At 47.9% G+C, this 19,769-nt stretch carries 18 protein-coding genes; 9 read left to right on the top strand and 9 right to left on the bottom strand.

Annotated elements, in window-relative coordinates:
* Positions 1-89 precede the first annotated feature (89 nt).
* Together K4H28_RS04530 and K4H28_RS04525 are read left to right on the top strand one after the other, a co-directional pair.
* Positions 90-932, top strand: a complete 843-nt coding sequence (locus K4H28_RS04530) for a transporter substrate-binding domain-containing protein (protein ID WP_221007205.1) — start codon at positions 90-92, stop codon at positions 930-932.
* A complete protein-coding gene (locus tag K4H28_RS04525; RefSeq protein WP_221007204.1) occupies positions 929-2,701 on the top strand; it encodes a sensor domain-containing diguanylate cyclase in 1,773 nt (590 codons plus the stop codon). Before K4H28_RS04530 ends, K4H28_RS04525 begins: the two co-directional genes overlap by 4 nt.
* A 377-nt stretch (positions 2,702-3,078) precedes the next feature.
* On the opposite strand, the gene arsN2 is transcribed toward K4H28_RS04525, so the two are convergent.
* Complete coding sequence (gene arsN2 / locus K4H28_RS04520) at positions 3,079-3,510, bottom strand: arsenic resistance N-acetyltransferase ArsN2 (protein WP_221007203.1); 432 nt, start codon at positions 3,508-3,510, stop codon at positions 3,079-3,081.
* Positions 3,511-4,008: 498 nt separating this feature from the next.
* Here arsN2 and K4H28_RS04515 point away from each other — a divergent pair, with 498 nt between their 5' ends.
* Positions 4,009-5,625 carry a methyl-accepting chemotaxis protein gene (locus tag K4H28_RS04515; RefSeq protein WP_221007202.1) on the top strand — a complete coding sequence of 539 codons (1,617 nt, stop codon included), beginning with the start codon at positions 4,009-4,011 and terminating at the stop codon, positions 5,623-5,625.
* 632 nt (positions 5,626-6,257) lie between these two features.
* Here K4H28_RS04515 and K4H28_RS04510 read toward each other — a convergent pair.
* The gene (locus tag K4H28_RS04510; protein ID WP_221007201.1) at positions 6,258-7,619 is read right to left on the bottom strand and encodes a tetratricopeptide repeat protein; all 1,362 of its coding nucleotides are present in this window, start codon (positions 7,617-7,619) and stop codon (positions 6,258-6,260) included.
* 621 nt (positions 7,620-8,240) lie between these two features.
* Here K4H28_RS04510 and K4H28_RS04505 point away from each other — a divergent pair.
* Positions 8,241-8,639 (top strand): YbaN family protein, encoded by a 399-nt coding sequence (locus K4H28_RS04505; protein WP_373312795.1) that lies wholly within the window; start codon positions 8,241-8,243, stop codon positions 8,637-8,639.
* 119 nt (positions 8,640-8,758) lie between these two features.
* Positions 8,759-9,862: an HPP family protein gene (locus K4H28_RS04500; protein ID WP_221007199.1), complete on the top strand. Its 1,104-nt coding sequence runs from the start codon at positions 8,759-8,761 to the stop codon at positions 9,860-9,862.
* A gap of 338 nt (positions 9,863-10,200) precedes the next feature.
* Here the strand turns inward: K4H28_RS04500 and K4H28_RS04495 are convergent, their stop codons facing one another.
* The 7 genes from K4H28_RS04495 to K4H28_RS04465 form a co-directional block, all read right to left on the bottom strand.
* Positions 10,201-10,806, bottom strand: coding sequence for an SCO family protein (locus tag K4H28_RS04495; protein ID WP_221007198.1), 606 nt, complete (start codon positions 10,804-10,806; stop codon positions 10,201-10,203).
* A 20-nt stretch (positions 10,807-10,826) separates the two neighbouring features.
* A complete protein-coding gene (locus K4H28_RS04490; protein ID WP_221007197.1) occupies positions 10,827-11,594 on the bottom strand; it encodes a formylglycine-generating enzyme family protein in 768 nt (255 codons plus the stop codon).
* Positions 11,591-11,980, bottom strand: coding sequence for a c-type cytochrome (locus tag K4H28_RS04485; protein WP_221007196.1), 390 nt, complete (start codon positions 11,978-11,980; stop codon positions 11,591-11,593). The genes K4H28_RS04490 and K4H28_RS04485 overlap by 4 nt, the downstream gene beginning before the upstream one ends.
* 78 nt (positions 11,981-12,058) lie before the next feature.
* Positions 12,059-13,108, bottom strand: coding sequence for a copper-containing nitrite reductase (gene nirK, locus K4H28_RS04480; protein WP_221007195.1), 1,050 nt, complete (start codon positions 13,106-13,108; stop codon positions 12,059-12,061).
* Positions 13,109-13,320: 212 nt separating this feature from the next.
* The gene (locus tag K4H28_RS04475; protein WP_203571583.1) at positions 13,321-13,650 is read right to left on the bottom strand and encodes a DUF2249 domain-containing protein; all 330 of its coding nucleotides are present in this window, start codon (positions 13,648-13,650) and stop codon (positions 13,321-13,323) included.
* A 95-nt stretch (positions 13,651-13,745) separates the two neighbouring features.
* Positions 13,746-16,028: a nitric-oxide reductase large subunit gene (locus K4H28_RS04470; protein ID WP_221007194.1), complete on the bottom strand. Its 2,283-nt coding sequence runs from the start codon at positions 16,026-16,028 to the stop codon at positions 13,746-13,748.
* Positions 16,029-16,245: 217 nt separating this feature from the next.
* Entirely contained in the window at positions 16,246-16,719 is a 474-nt protein-coding gene (locus K4H28_RS04465; RefSeq protein ID WP_221007193.1) for an RrF2 family transcriptional regulator, read from the bottom strand.
* 178 nt (positions 16,720-16,897) lie between these two features.
* Between K4H28_RS04465 and K4H28_RS04460 the strand changes: the two genes are divergently transcribed.
* The 4 genes from K4H28_RS04460 (at position 16,898) to K4H28_RS04445 (ending at position 19,768) form a co-directional block, all read left to right on the top strand.
* Positions 16,898-17,311, top strand: a complete 414-nt coding sequence (locus K4H28_RS04460) for a hemerythrin domain-containing protein (protein ID WP_221007192.1) — start codon at positions 16,898-16,900, stop codon at positions 17,309-17,311.
* Positions 17,312-17,314: 3 nt separating this feature from the next.
* Positions 17,315-17,533 (top strand): DUF2249 domain-containing protein, encoded by a 219-nt coding sequence (locus tag K4H28_RS04455; RefSeq protein ID WP_221007191.1) that lies wholly within the window; start codon positions 17,315-17,317, stop codon positions 17,531-17,533.
* Between the two features lie 3 nt (positions 17,534-17,536).
* Positions 17,537-18,757, top strand: coding sequence for a hypothetical protein (locus tag K4H28_RS04450; protein ID WP_221007190.1), 1,221 nt, complete (start codon positions 17,537-17,539; stop codon positions 18,755-18,757).
* Positions 18,758-19,273: 516 nt separating this feature from the next.
* Positions 19,274-19,768, top strand: a complete 495-nt coding sequence (locus K4H28_RS04445; RefSeq protein ID WP_221007189.1) for a chemotaxis protein CheW — start codon at positions 19,274-19,276, stop codon at positions 19,766-19,768.
* Position 19,769: the final 1 nt, after the last annotated feature.

Raw genomic sequence — 19,769 nt, 5'->3', positions numbered from 1 at the left:
ATTACCACTTGTGAAATTTAAATAAAAGCATATAAAAAGGTGGGGAGTCTGGCTATAGTTGGATAATCAAGTTCCAGATTGTCCAACTCATGCTCAAGTTCGTTTTGCTGATTGCTGTCTTGTGGATGCCTTTAGTGTGGGCACAGACGCCGCTGCAAGTACGCTTTGCACCTGAAAAAGACTATGGCCCGTTTATCTATCAAGATGAGCAGGGGCAAATTCGCGGTCTTTCATGGGACATACTGCAGGCGATTGCTGAGCCTGCAGCGCTGCAAATTCAAACTCTTCCGGCCAGTTCGTTGGCCTCTATTCTTGAAATGGCCAAGTTAGGTCAAATTGATCTTATTTCTTCATTACGCCCCACAGCCGAGCGTTCAGAGTATCTGAGTTTTACTTATCCCTATGTGGCTGTACCCGCCGTATTGATTGCGCGTGATGATGGCGCAGCTGTTGATTTGTTCTCGCTGCAAGGCAAGTCAGTTGCGGTCGGCAAAGGGTATGCCGTTGAATCTTTTGTGCAGGATAAATTTCCCAATATCGCTTGGTTGGCGGTGAATGATGATCGGGAGGCGTTGTTGCTTCTTAAGCAAGGCAAGGTCGATGCGCTGGTGGCTGATATTGCGAGTGTGATTTTTATTGCCAAAGCTGAGCAATATCGGCAGTGGCGAGTGGTGCAAAATATCGGTTTTCAGTATCAACTCAGCTTTGCCTACCCAAAGGGGCAAGTTGAAATCGGTCAGCGACTCAATCAGGCGTTGTTGAGTATGCCGCTGGCGCAACGAGAAGCATTGCTGGCGCGCTGGTTAAATCCTGAGCAAATCAAAGACGCTATTCCGTATTCTTTAATATTAAAGTATTCAGCAGCGGTGTTGGCGGGTTTGGCGCTGTTGTGTGCGCTTTGGTTGTGGCGGCGGAGGGGATCTTCGGCGTGAACAAACTAAATCCCCTACGCAATGAAGAACTAAGGCTGAGTATTTTTATTGCGTTCATTTATTTTCTCGTGGCCATTATGTCGATCGCGATTTTTCGGGTCGGTTCAGGAATTGCACTCATTTGGTTCGCGAATGCCATCGGTGTTGCCTATTTAAGTCAGTTAGATTTCTCCAGATGGCTAACTCCGCTTGCTCTGTTGCTAGCCGCGATTGCGCTGGCCAATGGCATTATGGGGACACCGCTGTCGCAGTCATTGATCTTCATTCCCGGGAATCTGACCGAAATCGTATTGGGTGGCTATTTACTCCGGAGCCAAATTCGTGACACCGGGGTGTTTTTCAATGTTGCTGGATTGATTCGGCTAATCTGGCTAGGAGTGATTCTGCCGGTCTTGGCTGGGTCTCTGGTATCGGCGGTGGTTTTTGCTGCGCTAGATGATATTGCGGTGATGCATGTTTTTGTGCGCTGGGCCGAGGGGGCTGTAATTGGCAGTGTTAGTGTATTGCCAGCAGCTTATTGGATCAGTGTTAATCGATTGAGCGGTTTAAAACAGGCTTTGCTCAATGCTTATTTATCGGTAATGCTACTACTAAGCTTGGTGATCGCAATTATAGTGCCACTGACTTTGCCATTTCCATATATCTATATCACCGTTCCGTTATTTTACATTGCCTACCAAAGTGGCGTCGCAGGTACGGTGCTAGCAAATATGCTGGTCGCTATTGCGTTGTGCGTGCTGATCACGTTTGGGCTGTTACTGCCACCACCGACTTTGTATAGCTGGGGTAATGCGCTATTTTATTTGCCAGTACTGGCTACCTTGATTCCTCCGCTGTTATTGGCCGTGGCAATGGATATGAACCGTTCGGCATCGATTGCCTTGCAGCAAAGTGAACGTCGCTATCGCTCTTTGTATCAACATACACCGGTGATGATGTATTCATGTGATGAAAGTGGGCGAATATTGACGGTCAACGACGTTTGGCTCAATACCATGGGTTACTCGTATCTTGAGGTGATTGGTCACGCGGCAACCGATTTTTTAGAGCCAGAATCTGCCCAGTGCCAGCTAAATGAGCAGTTTCCAAGATTGTTCGAGGTAGGAAGCTGCCAGAATGTTCGCCAGCAGTTGGTGAGCAAAAATGGCGAATTAATTGATGTCTTGATGTCTGCTGCATTGGAGCAAGACCGTGCTAGCGGATTTAATCGGTTTCTCGTCGTGCAGCTAGATATTAGCGAGCGGGTGCGAGCGCAGAATTTAGCCTATCGCGATGCACTGACTCACCTGCCAAATCGCCTGTTGTTTGCCGATCGTCTGACTACGGCCTGCCAGCAAAGCGCGCGTTCAGGTGACGGTTTTGCACTACTGTTTCTCGATCTGGATCATTTTAAGGAGGTGAATGATCTCCATGGTCACGAAGCAGGTGACCTGCTGTTAATTGAGGTTGCGCGCCGCCTGCAATCTCTGGTTCGTGCGAGTGATACCGTGGCCCGTTTAGGCGGGGATGAGTTTGTGCTGCTGCTGCGAGGTCTGTCGCCAGGAGTGGAGTCCGAGCAAGTTGGCGGCAGTATTTTGCAGTGCATTGCGCAGCCTTATCAACTTGACCCGACGTTGCGCGTTGAGATTTCTGCCAGTATTGGTTTTGCGTACTATCCACAAGATGGACTGGATGAGGCTAGTCTACTTCGTCACGCTGACCGAGCAATGTATTGTGCTAAAAATGCAGGTCGTAATTGCTTCAAAATTAGTGATGCGCAGACGCCCTAAGCGTTGCTTACCGCTCGCAATTGGCAAATGCAGCTGATGTTGGGGCCTGGCCGAGATTGTTTGTCTCGGTAAAAAGTCAATCCTCCCTTGCAAAGCGAGGCTGTATACGGGTTATAGTAGTTAATCGACTATTATGTTGAGTCTATCGTTAGCTGACATATATTGTCCTACTTTCTATGATGCTGACGAAAATGTAAGATTGTGGATGTGGTCATGACTGCACATGATTGTCGTCTTTAGCCGAGTAGCTTGTGTAGAAACTCATAGTGATGAGGGCCGCTACCTAACGGGTTTCGACCATTCATTTTAAATTATCGGCATCGACGCATCGGCTAAGCGGATAAAAACACTCAAAAAATTAAGCGCCTAAATATAGCTCAGTTTGTTAGTTGCTTTGAAAGAAAAGCAGAAGACAAAGGACAAAGTTCAGAAAACTGGCTTGTTGCCTGAATCTCTATTGGAGCCATATTGCGTTCTGTAGTCTGATAGCTGGTCTTAAGAAAAAACACCTCAGCCGTATTTGTTAACAGATAAAGCGTTTTTACCCCCTGTTGCCGGGCTTGCTCCTCAGCGTATAAGACAAGTGAAGTAGCTAATCCTTTTTCACGAAATGCAGTGGCGACAGCCAATGAGCGTAGCAGACCAACATGCTCGAAAATTTCTAAGCCAATAATTGCAACCAACTCATTCTTGTAGTGTATTCCATAGAAAAACGGTGGGCTTTCTACTGCGACATCGCAACTTTTTAAATTGCAATAGTCCAGTAGACGAGTGATTTCTGCCAAATTATTTACTGGCTCTATTTGCATGGCAATTTTTCCAAATATAACAGTTAAACTTAAAAAATTAGAGGTTGCTTTAACTTAAATTAAGAAATACTGCCTTTTTTAAAATCACTTTATTTTAAAATTGATCTTCCCCCATGCTGCATTTAGACCTGTATAGGGAACGCCATTGATTCTAAATTCACACATGCTTCTAATTAACTATCAGTTAAAAGTTAACTGTCGGCGTAGTCAGCAGCTGATGCAAAACTAAGATGGCCTATCTAGTATAGAAGTACACCAGCGACCGCTTTGGCCGAACAGTTATGGCCCACCACCAAAATAATGAAGGCCGCAACCTGATCGTTTGCAGCCTGTTTTCCAAGTTTTGACATCAACACTTCGACCAAAGCAGATCGTCCACATCACCTAAGTTGGTATCCGAAATCATTAAGCCACAATAAACTCTACTAACGAGGGTGGCGCTCGCAGCATCTACTGCTTATGCTGAATCTATTTAATTTTTATGTGCAAGGTGTTGCGATGACAATAAAAACCAAAGCATGGCTTTTTTCGATTTTTGTTATGGTTTCACTGATCAGCGTGATGATTGTGGGCCTTTCGACGATGAAAACGGCGGCAAACGAAGACAACAAAGCCCGCATTCAACAGCTTTTACGTGCGACCTACCTTACGATCACTGAACTAGAAAAAATGGCAGCGAGCGGCAAGATGCCGGAAGAGCAGGCGAAAGCGATTGCAACACAATTATTGCGGGAAAATAAATACCATAAGTCGGAATATGTTTACGTCGTGGACGACAAACTGAATTTTGTTTCTACGCCTTTAGACCCGCAACTACATGGCACTAGTTTTAATGAATTTAAAGATGCGGATGGTAAAAGTGTTGGAGCACTTGCAGTGGGAGCACTACAAAAATCGGGCGGCGCGTTGACTGAATATTGGTGGAATTCTAAGCGTGATGGCGTGGTTGTTGAGCTGCTGTCGGTGGCGATTCAAACGCCGCGTTGGCACTGGATTGTCGGCAATGGTGTGAGTTTTGCTGAGGCTGAAACGCGATTTTGGCAAAACGCACGTTGGCAGGTACTGATTTGCTTAATCATTTCGGCGATTGTCGTGGTGATTTTGCTGTCTACTGTGCGCAAGCTACTCAGTCAGTTGGGCGGGGAGCCTGATTATGCCGCCGAAATTGCTGTGGCGATTTCGCAAGGCGATCTTGGTCGTAAAGTGGAAGGCGCATTTAAGTCGGAAAGCTTACTGGGTGCAGTTTCCAGCATGCAAACGAGTTTGCGCGAAATGATTCAAGGGATTCAGCGCGGCGCAGAAGAGCTTAAACATGCGGCCAGCAGCCTGACCCAGCAAATGGAATCAATAAATCATGCTTCTCGGCAATCTTCCGATGCGACCCAATCGAGCGCGGCGGCAATTGAGGAAATGTCGGTCAGTATCGATCATATTTCGCAAAGCGCGCGCGATACCGAAGAAAACTCCTCGCGCTCAGCCGAATTGGCCAATGAAGGTGAAGGTTTGGTCAGTCAAGCGGCGGGTGAGATTCAAAAGGTTTCCGAGCAAATTTCTGCGGCGTCGGTCTTGATTAGCGGGTTGGTTGAGCGTTCTCGCGAAATTGATAGTATTGCGGGTGTGATTAAGGAAATCGCCGATCAAACCAATTTATTAGCGCTGAACGCTGCGATAGAGGCTGCTCGAGCCGGTGAGCAAGGCCGAGGGTTTGCCGTGGTGGCTGATGAAGTACGTAAACTCGCCGAGCGCACGACGCAGGCGACGGCGCAAATCACGGCGATGGTGCATGCGGTGCAAACCGATACCTTGTCGGTGGTGGCGAGTATGGATGAGGCCAAACCACAGGTATCGCGTAGCGTAGAAATGGCGGACCGTGGCTCGGCCATGTTGCGGGAGATTAGTAGTGGCGCTTCGGAAACCTTAATCAAAATTCGTGATGTTGCCAATTCTACGTCGGAGCAAAGCATCGCCAGTAGTAGCCTTGCCGTTAATGTGGAACGCATCACGCATATGGTCGAAGAATCGGCAGAATCAGTGCGCGCCGCCAATGAAAATGTGCGAGCACTTGAGCTACTGGCGGGTGATTTACGCGCCGCAGTGACGCGATTTAAGTTATAACTTTTTGCTAAAATGACTTAATTAGATGTTGTTAATCTTTTTTATACATGAGGTTGGAGTTAATGGTGGCCGTTTAGGCGACCCTAAAATTCTATGTCGAAACGAGTCACTACCATGCGCCAATTTTGAATTGGCATCTCTCATTTTTTTGATTCGTGCTTGATCACAAGATACTTAATCGCCCTGAGTGAACTAGCCGTTTTATGTCTCTTAGGCCGAACAGCTTTAGCAACGACTTGAAATAATTAAGGCCGTAACCTGATGGTTTCCGGCCTTTCATTTCTCTAGACTAGGCATCGACAGATCGGCCAAAGCAGACCATCAGAGCAATCTTGTTTGGTGGCCAAATTCAGTAAGCCACTACAGATTGTTTTTTGTTTTAATTAAATATTTAGGAGCCGCACTTACAGAAAAGCTAATGAATATAAAAACCATGAATGATAATATTCTCACAACGTTACCTTTGTAAATTTAAGCACGAAGCCATTGTGCATTGCAACCAAACTAAATTAGTTAATCTCAATATTGCTAGTAAACCCAACAAAATCAATGTCTACGGCCATTTTAAAAAAGTGCATTTTATATTCAATTATCAACATTGCTTCTCCATTAATTTTCAATCGAACTTATAATTACTCCCTAAGAAATCTATCAACCGCATTAAATAAGTTATTCGGTTTTTTCATTTCTTCTGCCAGCAAATTACCCGCTTTAATATCCGCACGACTTATCTCTTTTTTATAATAATCTCTAGTATTCACAGATGGATCGGCAAGTGCTGCAAGATTATAAAAGGCATATGCAATCGCAGGATTAATTGGCGTTGCAGGTACTCCAGAACCAAGTTCATAAATTCCTCCTAGATTCCTTAGTGCATATGCATTCCCTTGCTCTGCAGACTTCCAAAGCCAATATATCTCTTGCTTAGTATATTCAACAGTTGGATTTGGATAGTTTGCATTAGAGTAAGCTAAAGCTAGGCAAAATTGAGCATCAGAGTCTCCCTTGCTTGCAAGAGAAAAAATCTGTTTTTCCATTATTTTTTTACAGCTGCCAGCTGTTAATTTTCTAAATTCACGCATAACTTTGGCATCAGGGTGAGTTGGTTTTAAACTGCTACCTTTGTTGCTATCTATGACAAGCAGTTGTTGGTCCTTTTTTTCTATTTTCTGTGGCTTTTCAGAAATGACCGAAATTTTATCTTGTGCTAATACAAGATATTTTTTTGCATTCGCACTAATTTTCGGATCTGTTGATGTAGCCGCTTTGCTATACCAACTCACTGCTTGAGAGTAATCCTGAGTTACGCCTTGCCCATTAAAATACATCGCACCAAGATTAAATTGAGCATCTGCATTCCCTTGCTCAGCAGCTTTGTTCCACCAACTCATGGCTTGCACATAATCCTGCGGAACACCTTTCCCGTTATAATACATCGCACCTAGAGTAACTTTTGCTTCTGCATCACCTCGCTCAGCGGCTTTAATAAACCAGCTTAATGCTTGAGCATAATCCGGAGTCACCTCTTTTCCGTTGTAATACAATGCACCGAGTTGGCGCAGCGCTTTAGTGTGCCCTTGCTCAGCTGCTTTGCTTAGCCAACTTATAGCTTGAGCATAATCTGGCAACAGATCGCGAGAACCAGTAGAACGACTAGATACAGGCTCACCTCTCATGTAGAAACGGCCAAGATTAAATTGTGCATCTGCGTTGCCTTGTTTCGCAGCTTTGCGAAATAAGTCAAAAGCTCGAACAGGGTCATATGCTACGAAATTAGGTAAAATATGCCCATATTTATCTCCTTTCGGAGTGTAAACAATCAACTCTGCAAGATTATTCTGCGCTTGAGCATCACCTTGTTTTGCTAATGGTTCATATTCTTTAAATGCAAGTTGATAATTACCGGCCTTATGCGCTGCTACTCCTTCATCAAATCCAGCATGGGATGTTGTAGTAAAAACAGTTATTAATATGGCGAGAATTCTTTTTTTCATTGAAGGTTTTCCATGAAGGTTTGCTTGCTTAGTGCACCACGGGCATATGTAAATTTTCTCGCAAAAGTACACGAATAATATGTTCACTATCCTATCGAGTTCTTATACAGGGCTACACGTAAGATTTTGGGCAATATTCACATTATCATGCTACTGGCTCTCTGCAGCTTTGTTCAGGTCTTAGAAAAATTGGATCTCCCATAGGTTTCGTAATCAGGAGTCTTCTAAGGCCGAGTAGCTCAGACACAAAACTAAAATGTTTAAGGCCGCAATCTGATGGTTTGCGGCCTTTCGATTTTCTAACCTTGGTATCAACAGATCGGCCAAACCTGCCACTGAATCGGATTGGGTTTGATAGACAATTCCAAGTCTCGCGAAAATGTCCGCATTGGCCGAGCAGCACTAGCATGACCCCAGAAAACGAAAGGCAGCAACCTGATGGTTAGCGGCCTTTCGTTTTTCACGCTTCGACATCTACAGATCGGCCAAAGCTGACATGATCATATGATTGCAATTTCAATTGCACCCAGGGCTGCCAAGAAACATCATCTCAGGGTTTATCGAAATTTATGCTTGCGGTATGCTTCAAGCAGTAATCAACATCGGTTAAAAATTGGGCTTATGAAACCGATTTATAAAATCCTGTTCACACTGAGCGGCGTGCTAGCTTTGGTACTAGGTATGATTGGTATTATCGTGCCGGGATTGCCAACAACTCCTTTTATCCTTCTAGCGGCCTATTGCTTTGCCAAAGGCTCGCAACGTTTACACCTGCGCCTACTCAATCATCCCTGGTGTGGTGCACTGATCCGTGATTGGGAGCGACACCGCAGCCTACCACTACGACTAAAATATCTGGTTATCGGCATGATGCTGCTGACGTCAGGTTTGTCGATCTGGCAACTATCAAGCAAGCCATGGGCTCAAGTGTCAATTTTGGTCGTGGCCTTGATTGGTACTATTACTGTGATTCGTATTCCTACCCGCCGCAGCGGAACCGAGGGAACTAACAAACTTTAGACTCACCCACCCACGCTAGCCGCAATCTAAACGTCCGAATGCAGCTACCTATAATTTGCTGCCCAGAAATCCACAGGCCTTGTAAGATTAAGTTTTTCTAAAACGCATCTTCAATTTTTATGCCTTACAAAGCCTTTCTTCCGGCCCTACCCCCGACTCACCGCAAAGAATGTCTGCTTGGCGCACTGGGTGCGGCGTTGGGATTGATCGGCACCGAGCTACTGTGCCAATTTCTACTGGGCATTCGACCGCACTGGCTGATTGCTCCAATGGGCGCGTCGGCCGTGCTGCTGTTTGCCGCCCCCGCTAGCCCCTTGGCGCAACCTTGGTCGCTGATCGTTGGCAATACGCTATCCGCACTGGTTGGTGTAAGTTGCGCCATTTTGATTGACAATGTGGTGCTGTCCTCGGGTGTGGCCGTCATGATGGCGATTGCCCTAATGTTGCTAACGCGCAGCCTGCATCCACCCGGTGGCGCTGTGGCTTTGAGCGCCGTCATTGGTGGGCCAGAGATCAGTGCCCTCGCTTTTCAATATGTGCTGGCGCCGGTAGCAATCAATTCGGCTCTGCTGCTACTGATTGCGCTGCTGTTTAACCGACTGGCTGGGCGACGCTACCCAAATTACACCCCGCTGTCCTCACCGCACCATACGAGCGACCTACTGCCCAGCCAGCGGGTAGGAACCCGCGAAGAAGATATTGCCTACGCGCTTAAACAACAGGAACAGTTACTCGATATCAGCCCGCAAGACTTGCAGCACGTACTGCAGGACGCACAACGCCACGCCCAGGAACAGAATCTGAGCACACTCCGCTGCGCAGACGTAATGTCCCGCTCCATCGTCAGCATCAACGCACAAAATAGCGGCAGCGATGCCTGGAACAAGCTTGCTTATCATCGCGTGCAGGCACTACCGGTTGTAGACAGCGCAGAAAAATTGGTCGGGATTGTCACTTTGCACGACCTGATGGTTGACCCGCACACGCAACAGGCGCGCTCAACTCTTGAAATGAACAAGCCCTTGGCTGACCTAATGACGGCAGCAGTACACACCGCGGCCCCTCAGCAGGCCTTGCTTGAGCTGGTGCCGCTGTTTTCCGACGGTGGTTTGCACCATCTGCCAATAATAGCAAATGGTGAGCTGGTTGGCATGATTACACAATCAGACATAGTCGCGGTATTGGCCCTGTATGCCGCGCACAATTTGAACGAAATGACTTGAGGTTTTGCAAAAAAAATATGCATAATAATCGAACATGTCTTTTACAATTACAGACATGATTCAATTTTGAGTACCTAATCATTACAGATGACTTTGTCGGCGAACAACTCTGGCACAAATCAAAAATATTGAAGACCGCAAACCGACGCTTTGAATCGCTCAGAGTTTCGCAGATGCTACAATTTTTGCCAGAATTGTCGCCAATAATTTGTCTTCTTCAGCAAATTACTCCCCATCAATCAATACAATAATTGCGGGTTTAACAACTTACTAATCAAAGTCAAAAAAAACGCTCTACAGATGGAGAGCGCTCAATCGGAGGAAATCAAAAAATCAAACTATTTTTTAGCCAGCTTTGCGTGTATCGCCGCCATCAACACTGGATCCGGCTCCACACTCAATGTATCGCTACTGGCGACAATTCTGCCTTGCTGATCGAGCAGCACAAAGCGGGTATTGTGATTAATTTCCCCGTTCGCACCCCGCCGATATTTCACCCCCAAGGCAGCCGCCAATTTTCGCGTCTGCGCGTCATTATCACTCACCGCCAAGGTCGCATTCTTCGCATCAAATTCATGCATTTTGGCCAATCCAGCCAAGGATTTGGGGGTATCGACCCCGGGATTCAAACTAATCATCAAAGCATGAACTGATGCGGCATGGGCAAGAGGCACTGCCGCTAAAGTGCGCTTGATATTTTCGAGCACAATCGGGCACGACACATTGCAATCGCCGTAAAACATCGTCACCACGGATAATTTGGCGGGCGCACTGCCCAATTCAAACCTCTGCCCTTGTTGATTCGTCAGCGGCGTTTTGAGTTGAAACAGCGAGTCGCCAATCACCGCACTGCTGGCGGCGGCGCTGGCATGGTGCTCAGCACAAGCACTGACTCCACCAGCGAGGCAACAGCACAGTCCGAACATAAAAGCTTTGCGCAACATAATGAAGTCCTTTTATCTAGCTATTTTTTACTCGCAGGCTTGGCGCAACGAAAGCCCAATGTATTCACCGTATCTTGCCCCTTGAGCGCAGTTAGCAAGGCAATGCGCATCAGCACCGCATAGTTTTCTTTATCGCCCAAAGACAATGCCGCCGCACCACAGGTTTCTAATACTTTTTGCTCGCCTTGCGCGCGACTATCCACGTTGACAAACAAGCCGTTAAAATCATCGACCCATTCCCAAATCGACTGATGTAAATCATAAACGCCAAACACATTCGCCGGATGTAGCGCCATCGCGGGCAACACATCGAGGCTGAGCGTTTCATACCAACCCAAAATCTTGGCGCGCCAGAGTGGATCTTTGCGCGCATCCTGACGCGTTTCATCGGCCGCAGCGGCAAATTCCCACTGCACCCACGTCGGCAACGCCGCGCCCTCCGACTCACAAAAAGCAGCGGCCGCATACCAACTCACTTGCGTCACCGGCGCGGCGGCCAAATTGGGCGCAAAATCCTGCGGAGTTTTCCAGCTGGAGAGATAACCTTGCCCCGCAAACAAGGGCGTCACATGATCTCGCCGCCATTGGGGATGGGCCAGCACAAATCGTTTAAATTCCTGCTGACTCACCGGCAAAGCCCGCAATTGATACGCCGCCACCTCGACCGTATCGCCATCCAACGGTAAGGCGGTGCGCAAAGTGCCGCCAGTAATTGGCCGGTACTCAGCAGCATGACTAGTCATGCTGATAACGCTGACGACCAATAAACTCGCGGCAAGGGCTTTCATTTTGCAACTCGCAACTTTTTCACTTGATCAACCTTGAAGATCGGCTTACCAGCATTCATCGCAACGCTGACATAGTTCAATACATCGGTCATTTCTTGGTCGGTCAAGTTTTGCGGTGGCATCGCCGAATTATACTTCTGCCCATTCACCGTCACTTCGCCGGTCAGGCCCTGATCCAACACTTTAATGAGCTGGGCTGGCGTCGATTTTTTGAAGTAATCCGATTTAGCCAGCGGCGGAAATGCCCCGGGCAAGCCCTCACCTGCAGCCATATGACAGGCCACACAGACCCGGTCATACACCGCCTTGCCCGCACTGACATCGGTAGCAAACGCCTGAGCCGCCAATAATCCAGAACACAGTACCAGCAGAGATTTCTTGAACATCTTCAGCACTCCTAATGGGTATATTGCTGTAGGCTATATTTAAAAATTTCTACATTAATATACATTGACATAAAATAACTACTCACTCGATTTAGTATTTGCGTTTTTACTGTAAATCTCAGGGTGTTCTTCGCCGCTGACCGACATAATCCCAATCGCGCCTTTGTGGAATGCGCGGCTCAAAGCGTGGTCGACCAAGGTCAAATTGCCCGGCACTTTCGGCACAAACTCAACGACAGCCGAGCCACCCGGAGGCACAACGGTTGTTTGCACTTGCTCTTGAAATTTCATGCCGCCTTCAAAATAAACTCTGTCGAAGACCGCGCCGATGATGTGAAAACTCGACATCAAATTCGGCCCGCCCGAGCCAAAATACATCCGCACCTTGTCGCCCACATTCGCAGTCAGCGCATTTTTTCCAGTTAGTGAATTAGACGCACCATTAAATAAAACATAACTTGGGTTTTCATCAATCGAGCGTTTCATATCAAACGGTTGCAGGCCGCCCGCGCCAAATGCGCCCGGCGTGTAAAAATCGCCCTGCATCACGTAATATTCTTTATCCACGGGGCTCATGCCCTCTTCGGGCTCGACCAAAATCATGCCGTACATGCCGTTGGCAATATGCATCGCCACGGGCGCAGTCGCGCAGTGATACACATACAGCCCCGGATTGAGCGCTTTAAAGGTGAATTTGGCCTGATTGCCTGGTGCAATCAGCGTTTGTGGCGCGCCGCCGCCTGGGCCAGACACCGCGTGCAAATCAATATTGTGCGGCAACTTGCTGCTAGGCAGATTTTTTAGATTGAGTTCGACCGTGTCGCCTTGCCGCACGCGAATCAACTGCCCGGGCACGGTGCCGCCAAACGTCCAAAAAGTATATTTAGTGCCCGGCGTAATTTCGCGCACCATTTCTTCGGTGGTGAGATTCACAATCACTTTGGCGGGTGTTTTACGTGTAATCGGCGCTGGTACATTCGGTGGTGCAAGCAAGACCGCCGTTTCTACCGGAAGTGCATCTGCCGCCTCATTGGCAAACACCGAGGGTGCAAATGCTGCACACACCGCCAAAGCCAAAATGGGCAATGCCACTTTTTTTACTACCCAAGTACAGCACGCTATCGACATGTTCCTACTCCAATAAGCACGTTTTGATAGACCTATGTTGTAACTAATTTACATATTAAATATTGATATTTATCAATGTACATATTAAATACACATTTAATTTTTTCAATATCCTTACGCGCAATAAAAACGGCGCACAAGGCGCCGTACTGGTTGGAGTTCACGTTGTTTTTTTGCCTCAATTAGCAAAAAAACCATCCATCAAAATGAGCTTATTGCCCGCTGCAGCCACAACCACCCGAGCCGCAACCCTCACCTGCCGCTGCTGCTTCTTGTTTCAACGGATGAATTGAAAAATCAATCACAATTGCCTCATGGTCGCGCTGGATGTAGGTGGCTTGAACTTGGCCTTGATAACGCTGTTCGATCTGCGCCAGTAATGGCAGCGGATCATGGTCATTCACAAAGCGCATCGTTTCGCCTTCCGACAACGATTCGAGCGCACCAAAAATCGCCGCATGCCGGAAGCGTTTCGCGACACCGCGCGCATCAAAACCGTACACACCATCTAAAGCAATATGAGAACTTCCGCAACCTGACATTTTGTATTCCTCTTCAATCCAATCATTCAATCCGACGTATATCAATGCAGCAATTAATAAAAATTGGCTACATCGATATACCCAATCTGTATCATTTAAGATTTTGCACTTGCAAGCTGACCGTCCAATACTGGAACCGGCTGGCTTTGATCTTTGCCGAGCAAGCGAATCGCAAATACCGCCAAAAACATCACACCTGCAGCAAACACGATGTCGCCCGGCACGCGCAACCACACCAAGGTTTCCATCACCGGCGAGTGGATGATTTCAGCCGAACGGGCATACCACAGACCGTGTTCGATGCTGGCAAACGCTTGATAAATCCCCGCTGGCAGCAGCGACATAAACACCATCATCGCCAGACCAATATTCATGCTCCAGAAGGCCGGTTTCAGTAGTTTGTCATTCCATTTCGCCGCAGGCGTTAGCCCGCGCAAGCAGAACAACATCAAGCCAATACCGAGCATGCCGTATACGCCAAACAGCGCGGCGTGGCCGTGAGCGGCGGTCATGTTTAAGCCTTGCACGTAGTACAGCGAAATCGGTGGATTGATCGCAAAGCCTAACAAACCTGCACCGACGGTATTCCAGAAACCGACCGCCACGAAACACATAATCGCCCAACGATATTTCTCTACCCACGGTGCGGCTTTCGTGTGGCGATAAGTATGGTAAGCCTCCGCCGCAATCAGCGCCAACGGTACGACTTCGAGCGCCGAGAACATCGCGCCCACAGCAATCACTGAAGTCGGCGAACCGGTGAAATACAAGTGATGCAAAGTACCCAAAATACCGCCAAACAAGAACACGATGGTTTCCAACACGATTGCACGGTTTGCTGATGCGGTGCGGATCAAACCCAAGCGGCTGAGTAGCAAAGCAATCACAGCGGTTGCGAATACTTCAAAGAAGCCTTCCACCCACAAATGCACCAACCACCAGCGCCAGTATTCAATCATCGCGTAGTGTGTTTTTTGTCCCCATACCAAAGACGATGCGTAGAACAAGCCAATACAGACCGCAGAAACAAACACCATCGCGATCAAGCCTTGGCTTTCTGACGGTTTGCGCAGCGCAGGCCATAGACCACGGCCAAGTAAAGTCGCCCAAATCAACAGGCCGACAAACAGCAAGATTTGCCAAACACGGCCCATGCTGGTGTATTCCAACCCTTGATTACCCAGCCAAAAGCTGTAATCAGTGCCCAAACGTTGCAACGTACCGATCCAACCGGTAGCAATCGAACCCACCACAATCAACAGCAAGGCATAAAACAACGCATCGGTGCCCAGCTTTTGGAACTTCGGCTCTTTGCCGCCCAACACCGGTGCCAAAAATAAACCCGTCGCCAACCATGCTGTGGCAATCCACAATACACCCAGTTGCGTATGAATCGTGCGGCTAATGGTAAATGGCAACACTTCTGCCAGCGGAATACCAAAGAAACTACCGCCTTCCACTTGATAATGCGCCGACACAATCCCCATGCCGACTTGTGCTAGCAACAAACCAATCACAACGTAAAAGTATTTCAGCGTCGCCTTCATCGATGGCGTGAGTTGCAAGTTAATCAGCGGATCTTTTTCCGGACAGACCGCAGGTTCTTCTTCACGCTGCATATTGTGAAACAGCACCATCGCGGCAATCCCCGCAATCAGCAAAATAATGCTGGCGATCGACCACATGCTGGTACCAGTCGTTGGCGTATTTTCAACCAGTGGCTCGTGCGGCCAATTGCTGGTGTACGACAAATGGCTCTCGCCAGGACGATTGGTTGCCGCTGCCCATGCTGACCAGAAGAAAAACGCAGGCAAGGCTTTTAAATCGTCGGCATTTTTAATCGAGCCAGAAATCATCGCGTATTGTTCACGCAATTTGTCTTGTGCTGGATCAGTACCAAATAAACCCTCGTAATGCGCTGCGACTTGCGCCATGGCCACCGCACGATCAGCCTGAATCGTCACAGTATCGCTGGCTTTATCGTAGGTATTACTGCGCATCACTGAAACAAGGCGCACATCCAGTGGCGCTTGTTCTTCGCGGGTGAGCTGCTCGTAATCTTTCTTGAATTGTTGCTGCGCCCAGATATTGCGCAGTGCAATCGCTTCACGATGCAACCAATCGGCCGACCAATCGGGTGCGACATAACTGCCATGCCCCCACACCGAGCCCATCTGCTGGCCACCCGCCGACAACCAAGCTTCTTGGCCACGCTGGATTTGCTCGCCGGTATATAAAACCTGCCCGCTACTGCTAACAACTTGCTGCGGAATCGGTGGTTTATCGAGGTAAATTTCTCTGCCAATCCAGCCTAAAGCGGCGAATGACAGGAAAAATACCACCGCAAGCCAGCGCCAAAGATTGCGCGTTTTTTGCATGATGACTCTCCTAGAGTGATAAAAATGAGCTGCAAGTGCATTAGTTATATTTTATATGCATGTTTTATAAACATGCAATAAAAATACACATTAAAGAATGATTTATTCTGCACACGATCAACAAAGCAGACTAGGAACCAGTAAGAAACAGATTACTTAGCAGGTATATAAATCAAAAATAGATAAATAAATGGTTATACAGATATACCCATAAATTTTATCGAATGCGGTTTTCAGAGGTGAAACCAGCAGGGAGAAATTCGATTGCAAAGATTGCGCCCAGCTCAACTGGGTTGCTAATCAGATCGGCCAGCGTGTAACGATCAAGCACTGCGTACAGCGCCTGCAGTGCTTCATTCAGGATGAATTTGAGGCGACAAACACTGGCGATATTGCAGCTATTGTTTTCGCGATCAAAGCACTCGACCATCGGACTGTCTTCTTCGCTGATCCGCACTAAAGCGCCAATATTGATCGCCGCTGGCGGGCGTGATAAGAGCATGCCGCCCCCCTTACCGCGCATCGTGTCGATAAAACCTTGTCGCGACAAAAAATTAACGACCTTCATCAAGTGATTATCCGAAATGCCATACGCCTGCGCGATTTCGCTACGCGTCACCACACCGCCTTCTTTCATGGCAACATAAATCAGTGTACGCAAACAGTAATCGGTAAAGACATTCAGGCGCATATACTGGTACCCTTCATTAAACAAACATTTCCAATGCATATTAACTCAGAATGGGTTGCGTGCAATGAGAGTTTGTACTGATTTCACCTCTACCTCTAAAGAATATGTCTGACTAAAATCAAATCAGCACGCCGTAAAGCTGCATAGGCTGTTGCAATTATCTCAAGGAGTACCAGCGATGAGCATCACCACAGCATTACAACAACAGCATCGCCATTGCGATGAGTTTCTGGCGCAAGCTGAAAGCGCGGCGCGCGCGGCACAGTGGGACGATTGCGTGAAAACGACGCACGTTTTTTGCCAAATGACCGAGGCGCATTTTGCGCTGGAGGAAGAATCGCTGTTCCCTGCTTTCGAGCAGGCCACCGGCATGAGTAGCGGGCCAACGCAGGTAATGCGCAGCGAACACGCGCAGGCCCGAGATTTAATGCAAGGCCTGCAAGATGCGGCGCAAAATCGAGATGCCGATGACTTTATCGGCTGCGCCGAAACACTGTTGATCCTGCTGCAGCAACACAATATGAAAGAGGAAAACATCCTGTATCCGATGTGTGATCGCAGTATTCCTGAATTTGCCGAACGGCTCGCGTAAACCATGCCCAATCTCAACATTGATTTGCGCGGGCTGGCTCCACCCGAGCCGATAGAGCAGATTTTGCAGTGGCTTGATGTGGCGATAGCGGGCGAAAACCTCGTTGCACATCTGCCCCACACACCTTACCCGCTGTACGATTATTTACGAACACGTTCCTGCCACTGGGAGTGTGTTGCGCAAGCTGATGGTTCGGCCATTTTGACCCTGTATCGAGACTGAGCAATGTTCCAGCCTGAATTTAGCTTGCCCGTTGCACTGCCGCTGCGTTTTTTCCGTACCGCGCCAATTTGGCTCGCACTGGTCGCGATACTGGCATTCAGTTTGGATGAGAGCGACTGGCAGCAGCGATTTTCACCCTCCATGCTCGCCATCACACATCTGTTGATGTTGGGTTTTGTGGGCAATATCATGATTGGCGCTTTGCTACAGGTCAGCGCGGTACTAGCGGGTGTTCGGGCGAAAAATCCGCTCTTCTGGGGTAGCCTGCTATGGCTGGCACTGCAAAGTGGAACCGTGCTACTGGCAGTCGGTTTGTGGCAAATGCAGCTGATCTGGCTGCAGGGCGCGGCATTTATCCTATTTGCCAGTCTGGGTGGATTGGCGCTTTGGCTGCTGATCGCGCTATGGCGAAGTGGCGTCGCGACGCCGTTGCGCTGGGCGATCGTGGGTTTGGGCTTAACTGCTCTGAGCGGTATGCTGCTGGTCAGTTTGCTCAGCACGGGCTGGCCCGCAATCGCGCTGCACGATCTGTTGCGCGCGCATATTGCGCTAGGCAGCATGGGCTGGATCGTTGGTCTGATCGTCGCCGTTGCCTTTACCGTCGTTCCGATGTTTCTGGTCGCACCGGCGTGGCCAAGCCGTTTAAATCGCTATTTGTCGCTAGCCTTGCTGGCAACTGTATTGGCAGTTGTGCTTGATGCACGTTTGCTGATTCTGCTTACACTCCCCGTACTGAGCTGGTTTTTGACGCTACTTAAACTACTCAAACAAAGCCAGCGCCGCGCCGACCCTGCGCGCTATTTATGGGGCTGGGGCGGCTTTAACCTGCTACTGGTAACGGTACTGATCCCGTGGATTGATGAGTGCGCCACACTCCTGAGCACTCCCTCGCAAGCGCCAGTCATGTTAGCAGGCTATTTTCTGTTCGCAGGCGTCATCCCGATTATCACCGCCATGCTAGCCAAAATTATCCCTTTTTTGCTCTGGATGGAGTACAGACTACAAGTCAAAAGCGGTGGCAGTCTGCGACATATGGGACAACTTTTTCCAGAACGCTGGCTAAAAAAGCTGGCCTACCTATCTCTTGCCATGGGTATATCTTTCTTGGCCTTATACTTATTGGCATTTAAAGCAATACCCGTTTTTATGTTGATTTATGCCGCTAGCTTAAGTTATTGCCTAGAAAAAGCCTTGAGGGTACAGAAAAAAGCCTACTTTTCTTAAAGTCTTAGATAGAAATGCTCGCTAGCATTCTCATGCCTACCAGACATGATGCTCAGCTACGGCACATCAGTGAGTGCTTTGGCCAAGGTGTCAATGCTGAAGTTTAAGGGCTCAGCAGCGGAGTAATCCAAATGTACTGCCATTTGCGTTTTTGCACAGGCTTTTCATCGTCAAACTCAGCGAATAAATAGAAGAAGAGCGCTTTGAGATTCTTTTTCTATTTCTTTAAATTCTACTGTTTACTATCAGGTGTCGTAAGCAGGTACCCATCCATGGCCGGACTGACTCGTGGGTGGAAAGGATTTATTATCTGCGACCGTCGCATGTTGCCGCGAATCCTTGCGGCAACTCCGTATGATAAGTTAATTATTACTTATTTCTTGACGTAGGTTTGCGCACAGCTATCTCGCCTGCGGCGATGAGTCGCTGATTTCTGTAAAAAAGTTTGATTCTTCATCTATATTACTAATTTCAGTCCCTATCTCAATTCTGCCCCTCCCTCTTTCGAGGTACCAAATGGACAAAGAAATTATAAAACAGAGGGCCTTAGAATGTGCTTCTCAGAATGGCTTGTTAACTTTTAGCTTAGGTGAGCAAGAATTTGCGGTCGACATAATTAAAGTGCAGGAAATACGAGGTTACGAACCGGTCACACAAATCGCTAATCTTCCCAAGGACATCAAAGGTATTATTAATATGCGGGGCAATATCGTTCCGATTATTGATTTACGAATTAAATTTGGCCTTGTGAAATTTGATTACTCGGCTACAACGATTGTTGTCATCTTAAGTTTGGTCGATCGTTTGATGGGCATTGTGGTCGATGCGGTATCTGATGTAATAGAAATATCACCAGAGCACATCAAGCCGCCACCTGACTTTGGTGAAACGATTGATATTTGCTATCTATTAGGCTTAGCTATCGTAGATGAACGCATGATTGCCCTTGTGGACATTGAAGCTCTGCTCGCCAACGACAAAATGCGACTTTTGGAATCAACGCCAGCATAAA

Source organism: Deefgea tanakiae (assembly GCF_019665765.1).
Classification (GTDB): domain Bacteria; phylum Pseudomonadota; class Gammaproteobacteria; order Burkholderiales; family Chitinibacteraceae; genus Deefgea; species Deefgea tanakiae.
Note: the sequence above shows the minus strand (reverse complement) of the source record. Positions and strands in the feature narration are given on the sequence as shown.